This window comes from Shinella granuli, from assembly GCF_004341885.1.
Classification (GTDB): domain Bacteria; phylum Pseudomonadota; class Alphaproteobacteria; order Rhizobiales; family Rhizobiaceae; genus Shinella; species Shinella granuli.
Genome location: NZ_SLVX01000006.1, coordinates 186,941 through 202,107 on the forward strand (window position 1 = coordinate 186,941; position 15,167 = coordinate 202,107).

Annotated in this window: 13 protein-coding genes; 7 read left to right on the forward strand and 6 right to left on the reverse strand. The window is 66.5% G+C overall.

Features of this window, described 5'->3' with window-relative positions; all coding sequences use genetic code 11:
- The first annotated feature begins 198 nt into the window (after window positions 1–198).
- The 4 genes from EV665_RS12530 (at window position 199) to EV665_RS12545 (ending at window position 5,496) form a co-directional block, all read left to right on the forward strand.
- Window positions 199–747, forward strand: coding sequence for a LemA family protein (locus tag EV665_RS12530; protein WP_064329251.1), 549 nt, complete (start codon window positions 199–201; stop codon window positions 745–747).
- 78 nt (window positions 748–825) lie between these two features.
- A complete protein-coding gene (locus tag EV665_RS12535) occupies window positions 826–2,769 on the forward strand; it encodes a DUF2207 domain-containing protein (protein ID WP_133034357.1) in 1,944 nt (647 codons plus the stop codon).
- Between the two features lie 104 nt (window positions 2,770–2,873).
- Window positions 2,874–4,988, forward strand: a complete 2,115-nt coding sequence (gene glyS, locus EV665_RS12540) for a glycine--tRNA ligase subunit beta (protein WP_133034358.1) — start codon at window positions 2,874–2,876, stop codon at window positions 4,986–4,988.
- 13 nt (window positions 4,989–5,001) lie between these two features.
- A complete protein-coding gene (locus EV665_RS12545; RefSeq protein ID WP_133034359.1) occupies window positions 5,002–5,496 on the forward strand; it encodes a 2-thiouracil desulfurase family protein in 495 nt (164 codons plus the stop codon).
- Between the two features lie 102 nt (window positions 5,497–5,598).
- On the opposite strand, the gene EV665_RS12550 is transcribed toward EV665_RS12545, so the two are convergent.
- The 3 genes from EV665_RS12550 to EV665_RS12560 form a co-directional block, all read right to left on the reverse strand.
- Complete coding sequence (locus EV665_RS12550; RefSeq protein WP_064329253.1) at window positions 5,599–6,075, reverse strand: plant virulence effector HPE1-like domain-containing protein; 477 nt, start codon at window positions 6,073–6,075, stop codon at window positions 5,599–5,601.
- Between the two features lie 105 nt (window positions 6,076–6,180).
- Window positions 6,181–7,452 carry a phosphoribosylamine--glycine ligase gene (gene purD, locus EV665_RS12555; RefSeq protein ID WP_133034360.1) on the reverse strand — a complete coding sequence of 424 codons (1,272 nt, stop codon included), beginning with the start codon at window positions 7,450–7,452 and terminating at the stop codon, window positions 6,181–6,183.
- Between the two features lie 300 nt (window positions 7,453–7,752).
- Complete coding sequence (locus EV665_RS12560; RefSeq protein ID WP_064329254.1) at window positions 7,753–7,992, reverse strand: hypothetical protein; 240 nt, start codon at window positions 7,990–7,992, stop codon at window positions 7,753–7,755.
- A 167-nt stretch (window positions 7,993–8,159) separates the two neighbouring features.
- Here EV665_RS12560 and EV665_RS12565 point away from each other — a divergent pair, with 167 nt between their 5' ends.
- Both EV665_RS12565 and ubiA read left to right on the forward strand, forming a co-directional pair.
- Window positions 8,160–8,969 carry a MipA/OmpV family protein gene (locus EV665_RS12565; RefSeq protein WP_371328586.1) on the forward strand — a complete coding sequence of 270 codons (810 nt, stop codon included), beginning with the start codon at window positions 8,160–8,162 and terminating at the stop codon, window positions 8,967–8,969.
- A gap of 76 nt (window positions 8,970–9,045) precedes the next feature.
- Entirely contained in the window at window positions 9,046–9,999 is a 954-nt protein-coding gene (gene ubiA / locus EV665_RS12570; RefSeq protein WP_133034361.1) for a 4-hydroxybenzoate octaprenyltransferase, read from the forward strand.
- Here ubiA and EV665_RS32310 read toward each other — a convergent pair whose 3' ends face one another.
- Entirely contained in the window at window positions 10,000–10,170 is a 171-nt protein-coding gene (locus EV665_RS32310) for a hypothetical protein (protein WP_162853046.1), read from the reverse strand. It abuts the gene before it with no gap.
- Window positions 10,171–10,334: 164 nt separating this feature from the next.
- Entirely contained in the window at window positions 10,335–10,898 is a 564-nt protein-coding gene (locus EV665_RS12575; protein WP_064329256.1) for a DUF6101 family protein, read from the reverse strand.
- A 261-nt stretch (window positions 10,899–11,159) separates the two neighbouring features.
- Here EV665_RS12575 and EV665_RS12580 point away from each other — a divergent pair, with 261 nt between their 5' ends.
- Window positions 11,160–13,481 (forward strand): DUF1217 domain-containing protein, encoded by a 2,322-nt coding sequence (locus EV665_RS12580; RefSeq protein WP_064329257.1) that lies wholly within the window; start codon window positions 11,160–11,162, stop codon window positions 13,479–13,481.
- 105 nt (window positions 13,482–13,586) lie between these two features.
- Here EV665_RS12580 and EV665_RS12585 read toward each other — a convergent pair whose 3' ends face one another.
- Window positions 13,587–15,017: an FAD-binding oxidoreductase gene (locus tag EV665_RS12585; RefSeq protein WP_133034362.1), complete on the reverse strand. Its 1,431-nt coding sequence runs from the start codon at window positions 15,015–15,017 to the stop codon at window positions 13,587–13,589.
- Between the last annotated feature and the right edge of the window lie 150 nt (window positions 15,018–15,167).

A 15,167-nucleotide genomic window follows, 5' to 3' on the forward strand; every position in this document is an offset into this window, starting at 1 on the left:
CGGTTGCTTCAAGGTTCGTGTTGTTGGTGAAGCGACTATCGGCCAAGGCGCGCCGCCGCGCGGTTCCCGGGGTGACAGGGCCGGCGGGCGATCGTTCTGCTTGAGGAAAGGAGGCGGCCTCGGAGCCCGCGGGGGGCTTTCCTGCGGCGATGCGAATGCTAAGGTCGGGCCTGGGACAAAGAAGGAGCGGAGACTTTCATGATCGGTCTGGCAATCGCGGCGGTGGTCGTCCTCTACGCCATCATTCTCTACAACGGCCTCGTCAAAGCCCGTCAGGTGAAGGAGGAGGCCTGGTCCGGCATCGACGTGCAACTGAAGCGCCGCGCCGACCTCATCCCCAACCTCATCGAAACCGTGAAAGGCTACGCCGCGCACGAGAAGGACACGCTGGAAAAGGTGGTGGAGCTGCGCAACCGGGCGCAAGCCGTCCCGGCGGGTGACGTCGCGGGCAGGGCCCAGGCCGAAGGCCTGCTCAGCCAGGCGCTCGGCCGCATCTTCGCGCTCGCCGAGGCCTATCCCGACCTCAAGGCCAACCAGAACTTCGCCGAGCTGCAGGAAACGCTTGAAACGCTGGAAAGCGAGATTCAGATGTCGCGCCGCTACTACAACGGCGCCGCCCGCGATCTCAACGTGAAGGTCGAGAGCTTCCCCTCGAACCTCGTCGCCAGCCTCTTCAAATTCCTCAAAGCGCCCTATTTCGAGATCGAGAACCCGGCCGACCGGGCCGTGCCGACCGTAAAGTTCTAGAACGTTCGTTTTGTCGCATTTCCGAACGGAAAACCGGTATCCACTTTTCCTGGAAATGCTCTAATGCCGGAGACCTTCATGACGCGGATTGCAGCTCTCCTGGCGCTGTGGCTCTGCCTTCTGGTCGGGGGCGCGGCCCGGGCGGAGGAGTATTTCGACCGCTACCATTCCGACATCGCTGTCGCGAAGAACGGTACCCTGACCGTGACGGAGACGATCCGCGTCCATGCCGAGGGCAACCGGATCCGCCGCGGCATCTATCGCGATTTCCCGCTCACCTTCGTCGACGCCGGCGGGCGGGAGCGCGAGGTGGGCTTCAAGATCCTTGGTGTCGAGCGCGACGGGCGGCCGGAGCCCTATCGCACGGAAACCATCCGCCGCGGCATCCGCATCTATTTCGGCTCGGCCGACGTGCTCATCGATCCGGGCTTCCACGCCTATCGCCTGACCTACGAGACGACGCGGCAGATCCGCTTCTTCGACACGCATGACGAACTCTTCTGGAACGTCACCGGCACCGAATGGGCCTTCCCGATCGAGCAGGCGACGGCGACGGTGACGCTGCCGCAGGGCGTGCGGGCGGAGGAACTGACCGTCTTCACCGGCCCGCTCGGTGCCACGGGCAAGGATGCGCGCGGCGAAAACCAGGGCAACCGGGCGACCTTCGAGACGACGCGCGCGCTCGGACCGAACGAGGGCCTGACGATCGGCGTGAAAATGCCGGCCGGCAGCATCGACCGGCCGACGGCGGCGGAAGAGCGCGCGCTGTTCCTCAAGGACAACCGCAACCTCTTCCTCGCCTTCGGCGGCCTCGCGCTGGTCGTCGGCTATTATCTCTGGGCCTGGCTCTCCGTCGGCCGCGACCCGCCGCGCGGCGTCATCGTGCCGCGCTGGGATGCGCCGGAGGGCATATCGCCGGCGCTCGTCAACTATATCGACGAGAAGGGGTTCGGCGGGCGGGGCTGGACGGCAATCTCCGCCGCCTTTCTCAATCTTGCCGTCAAGGGCCTTGTCGAGCTGAAGGACCTGAAGACCTCCATCACCGTCACCCGGACGGAAAAGCCGGTCGAGGGGACCCTGCCGACGGGCGAGGCGACCCTCCTGAAGACCATGGGGTCGGCGGGAAGCACCTTCATCATCGACAAGTCGAACGGCAAGCGCGTGCAGACGCTGGGCCACGATTTCAGCCAGGCGATGGAAAAGGAGCACCGCTACAAATATTACCTCGCCAACTGGCCGCAGGTGATCTGCGGCATCCTCCTGTCGCTCGCCTGCCTTGCGGCCCTCCTGATCTTCGGCTCGCTGCCGGAGGAGGGCATCGTGCTCGTCATCCTGCCCGTCTTCGCCTCGGTCTTCGTGTCGATCTTCGCGCTGGCGCTCGGGCAGAACTTCCGGCGGGCGAAAACGCTCGGCGCGCGCATCCTCGCCGTCGTGATGATCGCCTTCGTCGGCTTCGTTCTCCTGACAGTCTTCGGCGGTGTCCTCGTCACGCTGTTCCTCACCAGCGCGGCCGCCGGCCAGATGCCGCTCTTTGCCGCCGTCGGCGGCATCGTCGTCACCAATCTCGTCTTCTTCTTCCTGATGGGCGCGCCCACGCCCCTCGGCCGCAGGATGATGGACGGCATCGAGGGCCTGCGCCAATACCTGACGCTCGCCGAGAAGGACCGCATGAACATGGCCGGCGCGCTGGAAATGTCGCCGCGCCACTACGAGACCCTCTTGCCCTATGCCGTGGCGCTCGGCGTCGAAAAACCCTGGTCGGAAACCTTCGACCGCTGGCTCGCCGCCGCCGCGGCGGCCGGTGCTGCCGCGGCCGCCTACCAGCCCGCCTGGTATCACGGCGACGGCTTTTCCTCCGGCCGCTTCTCCGATCGCATGGGCGGCTTTGCCGGCTCCATGGCGGGCACCATGACCGCCTCCCTGCCGGATCCGCCGAAAAGCTCGTCCTCCGGTTTCTCCTCCGGCGGCGGTGGCGGCTCCTCCGGGGGCGGCGGTGGCGGCGGTGGCGGCGGCGGCTGGTAGACGATCGGCGCGTCAGCCCGACTTTTCGGGTTTGGACGGATGACATTTGGCTTGAGGCTTGCTAAGTCCCCGCCAGTCGAAAAATCCATCAGTCAGTGACCCCCATGCCCGATCTTCTGCTTGAACTCCGCTCCGAGGAAATCCCCGCCCGCATGCAGCGGAAGGCTGCGGGCGACCTGAAGAAGCTCGTCACGGACGCGCTGGTGGATGCGGGCCTGACCTATGAGGGCGCACGCGAATACTGGACGCCGCGCCGCCTGACACTCGACATCCGCGGCCTCAACGCCCGCTCGAGCGACGTGCGCGAGGACATCAAGGGCCCGGCGACCTCGGCGCCCGAGCAGGCGATCCAGGGCTTCCTGCGGAAGGCGGGCCTTGCCTCTGTCTCCGAAGCCCATGTCCATTCGGACCCGAAGAAGGGCGATTTCTACGTCGCCCATATCGTCAAGCCGGGCCGCCCGGCCGACGAGATCATCGCCGAGGTGATGCCCGGCATCATCCGCAACTTCCCCTGGCCGAAGCCGATGCGCTCCGGTGCGGCTTCCGCCAGGCCCGGTTCGCTGCAATGGGTCCGCCCGCTGCAATCCATTGTCTGCACCTTCGGTTCGGAGACCGAGGAAACCCGGGTCGTGCCCTTCGAAGTCGGCGGGCTCGTCGCCGGCAATGTCACTTACGGCCACCGCTTCCATGCGCCAGGCGCGATCACCGTGCGCCGCTTCGAGGACTATGTCGCCAATCTGGAGAAGGCCAGGGTCGTGCTCGACGCCGAGCGCCGCAAGCAGATCATCGCGACGGACGCGAACAACATCGCCTTTGCGAACGGCCTCGAACTGGTCGAGGACGAGGGCCTCTTGGAAGAGGTTTCCGGCCTCGTCGAATGGCCGCAGGTGCTGATGGGCACCTTCGAGGAAGAGTTCCTGGCGATCCCCTCGGAAATCATCCGCCTCACCATCAAGACGAACCAGAAATGCTTCGTCACCCGCAAGCCGGGCGCCGAAACGCTCTCCAACCACTTCATCCTCGTCTCCAACATCGAGGCGAAGGATGGCGGCAAGGAGATCGTGCACGGCAATGGCAAGGTCGTGCGCGCCCGCCTGTCGGATGCCAAGCACTTCTGGCTGCGCGACCAGGGCGACCTGCCGGACCTCGACACGCTGAAGGCCTCCGCCGAAAAGTTCGGCCTCGACCTGAAGAAGCCGCTCGACCAGCGCATGGCCAAGCTCGATGCGCTGAACGTCACCTTCCATGCCAAGCTGGGCACCCAGGGCGCCCGCGTCGAGCGCATCCGCAAGCTTGCAGGCGAACTTGCCCCCGTCATCGGCGCCGATGCGGCGCTCGTCGACCGGGCCGTGGTGCTCGCCAAGGCGGACCTGCGCACCGAGGCCGTCGGCGAATTCCCGGAACTCCAGGGCATCATGGGCCGCAAATATGCCGGGCTCCAGGGCGAGGACGCCGCGGTGGCCGAGGCGATCGAGGATCATTACAAGCCGCAGGGCCCCTCCGACCGCGTGCCTGCGGGCAAGGTCGGCCTTACCGTCGCGCTCGCCGACAAGCTGGACACGCTGATCGGCTTCTGGGCCATCGACGAGAAGCCGACCGGCTCGAAGGATCCCTATGCGCTGCGCCGCGCTGCCCTCGGCGTCATCCGCATGCTGCTCGAAAAGAACATCCGCCTGCCGCTCGCCTCCGTCGCGAAGGATCCGGACCTCGTCGCCTTCTTCCACGATCGCCTGAAGGTCTATCTCCGCGACATGGGCGCGCGCCACGACCTGATCGACGCCGTGCTGACGCCCGAGGCCGACGATCTCCTGATGGTCGCGCGCCGCGTCGAGGCGCTGACGGCCTTCATCACCTCGGAAGAGGGCCAGAACCTGCTCGCCGGCACCAAGCGCGCCACGCAGCTTCTCGCCGCCGAGGAGAAGAAGGGCACTGTCGTCGAAGGCGCCGTCTCGGCCGATCTTCTCCTGCTCGATGCCGAAAAGGCCCTCCATGCCGCCGTCGAGATCGCGACGAAGGACGCTGCCGCCGCCGTCGCCAAGGAAGACTTCCGCTCCGCCATGGAGGCCCTCTCCACGCTGCGCGCCCCGGTCGACCAGTTCTTCAACGACGTGCTGGTCAACGACGAGGATCCCGCCATCCGCGCCAACCGCCTCGCCCTGCTCTCCGCCATCCGCGCCGCCACCGGCACGGTCTCGGATTTCTCGAAGATCGCGGGGTAAGGGAAGGGCGGTAATGGCCGCAAGGATCCTCATCAGCGCCTGCCTTGCCGGCCTGCCGGTGCGCTATAACGGTTCGGCCAGGCCGCTTGTCCATGGGGCGGTCGAGCGGTGGCGGGCGGCGGGGCGGCTGGTGACGCTTTGTCCGGAGCTTTCGGGCGGCTTCCAGGTGCCGCGGCCGCCGGCGGAGATCGAGAGCGGGCTTGACGGCGAGGACGTGCTCGACGGGCGGGCGCGGGTGCTGGAAGTATCGGGCGGGGATGTTTCGGCGGCCTATATCGCGGGCGCGCGCATCGCGCTCGACGTGGCGCGGGAAAATGGCTGCCGGCATGCGCTGCTCATCGACGGCAGCCCGTCCTGCGGCTCCGCCTTCGTCTATGACGGCACGTTTTCAGGCATCCGGCATGCGGGGCAGGGGGTGACGGCGGCGCTCTTGCGGCGCGGCGGCATCGCGGTCTATTCCGATAGGGAGGTCGATCGGCTGGTCGGCGATCTCGGGGAGAGTTGCTGATACGCTTGCGCCCCTGCTTGAGGTCAGGGGCGCAAAACGTCCGCTTTCGCGGATTCCTGTCAGCCTGGAGGGACTGAGAGGCAGGGCGCTTCCAATATGGGGTCAGTTGACCCGAAGTTCAAACCCTGCCGGATCAAACTCCCGTGAAGGGACCATGCCGGCCGTTGCCGTCTTGCCGGCAGCGGTCTCGTCGAGCGCGCTCGTGCGGGCGCCGGCATCGACGGTTTCCACGGCGGTGGCATCTGCGTCCGCCGGCTTTTCCGCCTCGGCGGCCTGATGGGCTTCCACCGGCGCCTTGCTGACGAAGAGCACCGGCGAGCCGCCCATCCAGGCTTCCGTGCGGAAGATCTTGCGCTCGCCGTTTTCCTCGCGGATCTCCACCTTCTGCGTACCGGGCTCGATGGCGTCGACATGGTAGGCGGCGGATTTCGACTTCGGCTTCAGCGCCGGGCAGTCGTCGCAGCGGATTGCCGAAATGCTCGAACCCTCGGACGACGCACTGGCAACGGGCTCGATCGAACCGGCAAGGGCGGGGGCGGCAAGAAGCAGGAAGGCAAAGGTCGGCAGCAGGGTACGCATCAACGGTTCTCCCTTATGGTTGGAGGGAGAATAGCGCCGGCCGGTTACGGTCCCGTCAGGCGAATTGGTAAAATTTGAGCGATCCGGCGTTTTTCGCGCAGGGCCTCACGCCTTTTCGCGGGCGACGGCGCGCCAGCCGATGTCGCGGCGGCAGAAGCCGTTGTCCCATTCGACCCGGTCGAGCGCCTGATAGGCCGCCTTTTGCGCCTCCGCGACGGTCGGGGCGACGGCCGTGACGTTGAGCACGCGCCCGCCGGTCGCCACCAACTGGCCGTCCTTCAGGGCTGTGCCGGCATGAAACACCTTGCTGGCCGCATCGTCGGCCGGCAGCGCGCGGATCGGCGTGTTCTTCTCGTAGGCGCCGGGATAGCCCTTCGAGGCCATGACGACGGTGAGTGCCGCGGCATCGCGCCAGGTGGCGGAAACCGTGTCGAGCCTGCCGGTTGCGGCCGCATGCAGGATCGGCAGCAGGTCGCTTTCGAGCCGCATCATCAGCACCTGGCATTCCGGATCGCCGAACCGCACATTGTATTCGATGAGTTCAGGCCCCTTGGCGGTGATCATCAGCCCGGCGAAGAGCACGCCCTGGAAGGCGTGGCCGTCGGCCGCCATGCCGCGGATCGTCGGCTCGATGATCTCCTTCATGGTGCGCGCGACCATGTCGGGCGTCATGACGGGGGCGGGCGAGTAGGCGCCCATGCCGCCGGTATTGGGGCCGGTGTCGCCGTCGCCGACGCGCTTGTGGTCCTGGGCAGAGGCGAGCGGCAGGGCGTTCGCGCCGTCGCACAGGCAGAAGAAGCTTGCCTCCTCGCCGTCGAGGAAGGCCTCCACCACGACTTCCGCCCCGGCCGCGCCGAAGGCGCCGTCGAAGCAGTCGTCCACGGCGGCCAGCGCCTCGTCAAGCGTCATGGCGACCGTCACGCCCTTGCCGGCGGCAAGCCCGTCCGCCTTGATGACAATCGGCGCGCCCTCGCGCTCGACATAGGCCTTCGCGGCGGCCGCATCGGTGAAGCGCTGGTAGGCGCCGGTAGGGATGTCGTATTTTGCGCAGAGGTCCTTGGTGAAGCCCTTGGAGCCTTCAAGCTGGGCGGCGGCGGCCGAGGGGCCGAAGACGTCGATGCCGGCAGCGCGCAGCACGTCCGCCATGCCCGCGACCAGCGGGGCTTCCGGCCCGACCACCACGAAGGTGACGCCGTTCTCCTTGCAGAAGGCGGCGACGGCCGCATGGTCGTCGATATCGAGCGCGACGAGCGTCGCGCAGTCGGCGATGCCCGGATTGCCGGGGGCGGCAAAGAGCGTTTCGAGGAGGGGGGACTGCGCCAGCTTCCAGGCAAGGGCGTGCTCGCGTCCGCCCGATCCGATCAACAGAACCTTCATGCCCATACCCTCGATCCGTCCTTCGTTGCTGGCGGGTTAAGGGGACGGGGCTGAAAGGTCAAGGGCTGTAGGTCGCGGGAGCGCGCAAGGACGGGATAATGCCGGGCTGGCGGGCAGCAACCGTCTCCCCGCAAGCGGAGGGAAGGCAAGTTGAGGAGAAGGAAGAGGAGGCCGTATTCCCCGATCCCTGCGGTTCGATGGGTCGGGAAACCGGTTCCATCCTCCCCTTCGCCCCGCTTGCGGGGAGAAGGTCGCGGCAGCGGGATGAGGGGCCACCACGAATGGGTACGGTACTGCCCCCTACAGCGTGGCAGCGCCCTTTTCTTCGACGGTACGGCCGAGGGTCTCCAGCTCCGTGTCGATCAGGTGCACGTCCTCGTACCAGCCGTCATCCTCCACCATGGCGCTCTCGGTGGCGGCGCGCTGGAGGGCGCGGGCTTCGGTGCGCAGCTTTTCCAGCTTGGCGATCTTCTCCTTGCGGGAAAGGCCGGTGTCGTTGCGGATTGCCTGCAGCTTCAGTTCCATCGTGCTGACGGTCATCGGGAAACTCCTTGTTCGTTCCCCGAAGAACGCCGGCCCGGCCGATTCGTTCCGCGTGCCGTCCCGCCGGATGGTTAGCAAAGCGGTAATGAAACGCGGCTAATGTTCACGCAATCAAAGGTTTCGGCAGCCCGCGGCGGGCCTGCCGGTGAAGCGAGGATTGTGTTTTGCGTATCCGTGTCTCGACCGCAATGACTGCGGCCGCCCTGCTTTTTGCGCCCGTTTCCGCCCGTGCCGGCGAGGGCGGCTATTTCTGGTCCGGCGACTGGTATCTGAAGGTCGGCGCAGCCGGCTTCGCCGCGCCGCGCTACGAGGGGGCGAAAAAGTACCTGTTCCAGGTCACGCCGATGATCTCGCTCGGCAAGGCGGGCAGCACCGTCCGCTTCTCCTCGCGCAACGACAACCCGTCCTTCGCGCTGATCGACAATGGCGGCTTTCGCGCCGGCGCGACCGGCAAGCTGGTCATGCCGCGCGACAAGGACGATTCGAAGGACCTGCGCGGCCTGACGCCGGTGAAGTTCGGCGGCGAGCTCGGCGCCTTTGCCGAAGCCTATCCGACGGACTGGCTGCGCGTGCGCGGCGAGGTGCGCCACGGCATCCGCAGCCATGACGGCATCGTCGCCGATATCGCGGCGGATGCCTTCGTCGATGTGCGCCCGGACGTGCGCGTCTCGGCCGGCCCGCGCCTGACGGTCGCCTCGAACGACTACATGGACACCTATTACGGCGTGAAGCCGAACCAGGTCGCCAAGTCCGGCCTTTCCGCCTACGATCCCGACGGCGGCATCCACTCGGTCGGCGCGGGTGCGGCGATCACCTGGCAGGTCAACGAGAAGATCGAGACGAGCGCCTTTGCCGAATACAAGCGCCTCGTCGGCGATGCGGCCAAGTCCAGCCTCGTCAGGCAGCGCGGCGACCGCGACCAGGTGCTGATCGGCCTTTCCGCCACCTACCGGTTCGATTTCACGCTGCCGTAGATCCTTTCGGCACGCGCGGGCGCTCCGCGGTGCGGTGCCGGCTTGACCCGCGCCGGGCGGCTTGCGATCTAGGGGCATGATCAGCTCTCCCTCCGATTCCGGCCGCGTCGCCGACGCGCCGTCCCGAAACTGGGTCTACCGCGTGCTGCCGCGCGCGGCCTGGCCCTATGCGCAGCTCGCCCGCTGGGACCGGCCGATCGGCTGGCAACTGCTGTTGCTGCCCTGCCTCTGGTCGACGGCACTGGCGGCCAATGTCTCGGCGGCGATCGGCACCTTCGATCTTGCGCGCTTCGTCACGCAGCTCTTCCTCTTCTTCGTCGGGGCCGTCGCGATGCGCGGCGCCGGCTGCACCTATAACGACCTCGTCGACCACGAGATCGACCAGGCGGTGGCCCGCACCCGCTCGCGCCCGCTGCCGTCGGGCCGCGTCACGCGCCGGCAGGCGAAGATCTTCATGGCACTGCAGGCGCTCGTCGGCCTCGTCGTGCTGTTGCAGTTCAACCTCTTCACCATCGTGCTGGGCATCGCCTCGCTGGCGATCGTCGCGATCTACCCTTTCGCGAAGCGTTTTACCGACTGGCCGCAATTCTTCCTCGGCATGGCCTTTTCCTGGGGCGCGCTGATGGGCTGGGCGGCGGAGTTTTCCGAGGTGTCGGCCGCCTCGCTGGCGCTCTACATCGCCGCCATCGCCTGGACCATCGGCTACGACACGATCTACGCCCATCAGGACAAGGAGGACGACGCGCTGATCGGCGTGCGCTCCACCGCGCGGCTCTTCGGCGAGAAGACCGCCGGGTGGCTCATCGGCCTCTACGGCCTGACGGTCGCGCTGGTCGCGCTCTCCTTCTGGCTTGCCGGCATCGGCATCGTCGCCTGGCTTGGCCTCGGCGTGGCGGCCGTCATGCTTGCCTGGCAGATCGCCACGCTCGACATCGACGATCCGGAACAGTGCCTGGCGCTCTTCAAGTTCAACGGCATCGTCGGCCTCTGCCTCTTCCTCGCGCTCACCATCGCCATCCCGTTCGCCTGATCAGCGGTGCCGCGGCCCGCGCGAGCCGGTCTGCGGGCGGTCTTCGCCGCGCCGCAGCGTCGTCGGGTGGAGGGCGATCTCGAAGCCGCGGCGCGGCGGGCGGGCGCGCTCGACGGTCGCGCTGTCGAGGGTGCGGATGCGGCCGAGGAGGGTGGTGAAGAACTTTGCCATCTGATCTGTCCCTTGCTTCGCGTTCCCAGGTAACGAACCCGGTGTGTCGAACGCTGTTTCCCATGCCGGGGGCGGGAAAAGTGTTCCCGGGGGAACAGGCGCGGGCGCACGAAAAAGCCGGCCGCAGGGAACGGCCGGCTTTTCGGAGGTCATGTCTTCGTCGCTCAGCGCCGGGCGATGATCTCCTGTCCGTCGATCTTCATCTGCACGCCGAGCTTGCCCGTGGTGCGGCGCACGAGGAAGCGCGGGCGGCGGTCGGCGAAGTAGGAGTGGCGGCGGCGCGGCTTGGCGGGGCGGCTGCCGACCGTCAGGTTGTCGTCGAGCGGCCGGGCGATGCCGTCGGCCTCGACCATCAGCATGGGGATGCGATAGGCATCGGCCCAGCTGCGCCAGTCGGCGGCGATGTCGCACAGGTCATGCGCCACGAGCAGCGGGATGCACAGGTCCGGATCGTCGTGATGCAGTTCGAGGGTGACGGTGACCTCGCCGTTGCCATGGTCGATGGCGCGCGCGGCGACGCCCTTGAAGGCGCGGGCCGGCAGGGCGATCGAGAGCGGCAGGCCGCTTGCGGGCAGGACCTTGCGCAGCACGGCGCCGCGTTCGTCGAGCGTGATGGTGGCGTCGGTTCCCTCGGCGCGCAGCTCGAATGTCACCTGCTGCGGAAAGCGCTTGGGATCGAGCCGGAGCGTGGTGCCGGCCCAGGCCGGCTTGGAAACGGTATTCAGCATGTCTTTCGCCCTTGTTTTCCTTGAGAGCCGGTGTCCGGTCTTCTCATCGGGACTTTTCGTCCTCTGAGGGCGAGAATAGGCGCCCCCCCTTCCGAGCCGCTTAAAAATCGCGGTTAAGAAAACTTTGCAGTTCCTGATGGTTAGCAAAACCGCACGGGCTAGGGTTTAGGAGAGGTGAACGCCTTCGACAGGCCGGGACAAGCCTCGCGCGCGAGAGTGGGCCCCGATCGGCCCGCCCGCATTGTCGAAAGAGATTCCCCGATGCTGTCCACCTATACGAGCTACAACCTCATCGCGCGTGACATGCTGGTGTCGCTGGACCGCACCGCGAGCGAGACGATCACCGCGCGCGAGGCTGCGTATTACAGGGAAAACATCGGCAAGGTGACCAGCGTCGACGCGTTCCTCGACGACTACCGGCTCTATTCCTACGCCATGAAGGCCTACGGCCTGGAGGACATGACCTATGCCACGGCCTTCATGCGCAAGGTGCTGGAAAGCGACCCGTCGGACGCGAGCAGCTTCGTCAACCTCCTGACGGATTCGCGCTACCGCGAGTTCGCCACCGCCTTCAGCTTCGAGGCGTCCACCGCCTCGGCGCAGACCGAGGTGCAGCTCGACGAGATCATCGGCCTCTATTCGGCGACTGTCGCCAATGCCGGCGCGGCGATCAAGGAGGAGACGCGCTACTACAATGCCGTCATCGACACGGTGACGAGCGTCGACCAGCTCCTGAACAACGACCGGCTGCGCAGCTACGTCTTCACGGCCTTCGGCATCGATCCGTCGACTTGGTCGCGCCAGACGATCCGCGGCGTGCTGACGAGCGACCTCGACGACCCGGGCAGCTATTTCAACACGCAGTTCGGCGCCAGGGCGACGGCCGCCCAGGCCGCCATCCAGGATGCCAATGACGAATTGGCGACGCTCGAACCCAACGCCGCCAATGCGGCCCGCATCGCCCAGTTGAAGGCCGAGATCGCCCGCCAGAGGGCCGTCATCGCCAGTGCCGAGAAATACGGCACGCTCGCCAGCGCCTTCAATTTCGCCGCCGACGGCACGGCCGTTGCCGGCACGGTGCAGAACGCCGGCCAGAAGACCGGCACGACGGAGCTCTACACGCTCTCCAATCCGCGCGCGACGACGGCCGCCGCGCTGATCCACAAGGAGTATTTCGAAAGCCGGATCGGAAGCATCACGACGGCGAGCGAGCTGGCCGCCGATCCGCGCCTCGTCAGCTATGTCAAGGTGGCCTTCGGCCTCGACAAGCTGTCGATCGTCAGCTCGACCATCACCAACATCCTGACCAGCGATCCCGACCCGGACAACCCCGACAGCTACATCAACAAGTTCGGCGGGGCGGACAAGGAGGCCTATTTCGCCCTGCGCGCCGCCTTCAACTTCCAGGAGGACGGCACGCTGGCGCCCGGCGATGCGCCACAGACCGCCGCCCAGACCGCGACGGTCGCCAGCAGTTACATGAACCGCTACAATGACAAGGACGACGAGGCGGACGCACTGGCCATCAAGCGCTTCAAGAGCCAGATCGGCGCGGTGAAGACCGTGAGCGACTTCGTGGGCGAGGCGAGCCTCTACGACTTCGCGTTGAAGGCCTACGGCTTCGATCCGGCCAAGGTCTCGGCCCTGACGATCAAGAACGTGCTGAAGAGCGACCTCAACGACCCGAAGAGCTATGTGTACCAGCTCGGCGACGAGCGCTTCGTCGAATTCGCCAAGGCGTTCAATTTCGGGTCGGACGGCAATATCACGGCCCCGAAGCTGGCACAGTCCGAATCCGAAATCCTCGTCATGTCGCGCGCCTATGTGACGGCGAAATCCCGTTTCGGAACGGAAGATGACAAGAAGTTGGCGGAGGAGGAGGTGAAATATTACTCCCTCCAGATGCAGAAGGTCGACAGCGTCAAGGAATTCCTCTCCGACGCGCGCCTCGTCGCCTTCGTGCTGACGGCGAACGGCGTCGACCCGAAAAGCGTCGATGCCGAGTTCATGGCCAAGATCTTTACCTCCGATCTCGACGATCCCGACAGTTTCGTCAACCAGCAGCCCGACCGCGCCTACCGCAAGATCGTCGCCTCGTTCAACTTCAATACCGAAGGGCTGGTCGAGCGGCAGGACGATGCGGAGATCCAGTCGCGCCGCGGCATCTACCAGACGATCGACAGCTATGTGCGCCAGAAGCTGGAGGAGGATGCCGGCAACGACAATGCTGGCGTGCGCCTGGCGCTCTATTTCGAGCGCAAGGCGGAAACGGTTTCCAGCCCCTACGACCTTCTGGCCGACGACGCGCTGTTCGAGGTCTTCAAGGTGCTCTTCCAGTTGCCCGACGAGATCGCGAGCGCGGATGTCGACGCCCAGGCCGACATGATCGAGCGCTATCTCGACCTGAAGGACCTGCAGGATCCGGAGAAGGTCTCCAAGATGATCGTGAAGTTCTCCGTGCTCTATGACCTTGAAAACCAGAGCACGATGGATCCCGCGCTCTCGGTGCTCACCAATTCCGGCTCCGCCGGCATCAGCGCCGATCTCATGCTGTCGCTGGCGCAGCTTCGCACCGGCGGCTGATCGCTTGGAGCAATTCCAGCAAAGGTGCGACGCGGTTTTGCGTCCGGAATTGCGTTAAACAAACAGATAGAGCGTTTTCGCGAATCGAAGAAAAGCGAAAATGCTCTAACCCCTGACGACCTTGCCGGGATTCATGATGCCGGCGGGGTCGAAGGCGCGCTTGACCCTTGCCATCAGGTCCATCTCGATCGGGGCGCGCACCGCCGCGAGCTCGTCGCGCTTCAACTGGCCGATGCCGTGCTCGGCGGAGATCGACCCGCCATAACGCAGCACGATGCCGTGCACGAGATCGTTGATCTCGCGCCAGCGGCCGAGGAAGGCCGCCGTGTCGGCGCCGACGGGCTGGGAGATGTTGTAGTGGATGTTGCCGTCGCCCATATGGCCGAAGGAGCAGATGCGCGCGCCGTCTATGGCCTTCATGACCGCCGCGTCCGCCTCCGCCATGAAGGCCGGAATGGCCGAGACCGGCACCGAGACGTCGTGCTTGATCGAGCCGCCCTCCGGCTTCTGCGCCGGCGACATGCTCTCGCGCATGTGCCAGAGCGCCCGGCGCTGCTCCTCGCTGGCGGCGATCACCGCATCGTCGACGAGCCCCGCCTCGATGCCCTCGGCCAGCAGCGCCTCCATCATGCGCGCCGCGGTCTCCGGCGCGTCCGATGTCGAGATGTCGACCAGCACGTACCAGTCGTGCCGGCTGGCGAGCGGGTCGCGCACGCCCGGAATGTGCCGCGTGGTGAAGTCGACGCCGAGCCGCGGCATGAGTTCAAAGCCGGTCAGCGCGGTGCCGCAGCGGCTGGAGGCGCGCTCGAAGAGGGTGAGCGCATCCGCGACGGATTTCAGTCCGGCGAAGGCTACCTCGTGGCCGAGCGGCCGCGGGAAGAGTTTCAGCACCGCGCCGGTGATGACGCCGAGCGTGCCTTCCGCGCCGATGAAGAGATCGCGCAGGTCATAGCCCGTATTGTCCTTCTTCAGCCGGCGCAGGCCGTTCCAGACCTCGCCCGTCGGCAGCACGACTTCGAGGCCGAGGCAGAGCTGGCGCATGTTGCCATAGGCGAGCACCGCCGTGCCGCCGGCATTGGTGGAAAGGTTGCCGCCGATCTGGCAGGAGCCTTCCGAGCCGAGCGACAGCGGGAACAGCCGGTCCACCGCCTCCGCCGCCTTCTGGATCTCCGCGAGCACGCAGCCGCTGTCGGCGACGACGACATTGCCGACCGGATCGATGTCGCGGATGCGGTTGAGCCGGGAGAGCGACAGCACGACATCCATCGCCCCCTCGCGCGGCGCCGCGCCCCCGACATGGCCCGTATTGCCGCCCTGCGGCACGATGGCCGTGCGCGTCTCGGTGGCGAGCGCCAGGATCTTCGAGACCTCCTCGACGGAGCCCGGCCGCAGCACGAGCGGCGAGGTGCCGTGATAGAGCCCCCGGCTTTCGACGAGATAGGGCGCGATGTCGCTTTCCGCGGTGAGCGCATGAGCCGGGCCGGTGATGGCGGCGAAGCGGTCGATGAGGTCGGGGGAAAGCGTCGCCTGGATCATGGCTCTGTCCTCGTTGGCGCCGTGTCGCAAGGGGCGGACGGCCTGAGTCGGAAACGGTGTGGAAACGCCTGAATTTGGCGCGCAAAGGTATGCAGCGGTTTTGCGCCAACGGCATGCCCGAAATCAAGAGGGCAGGGGCGTATGGAGCGG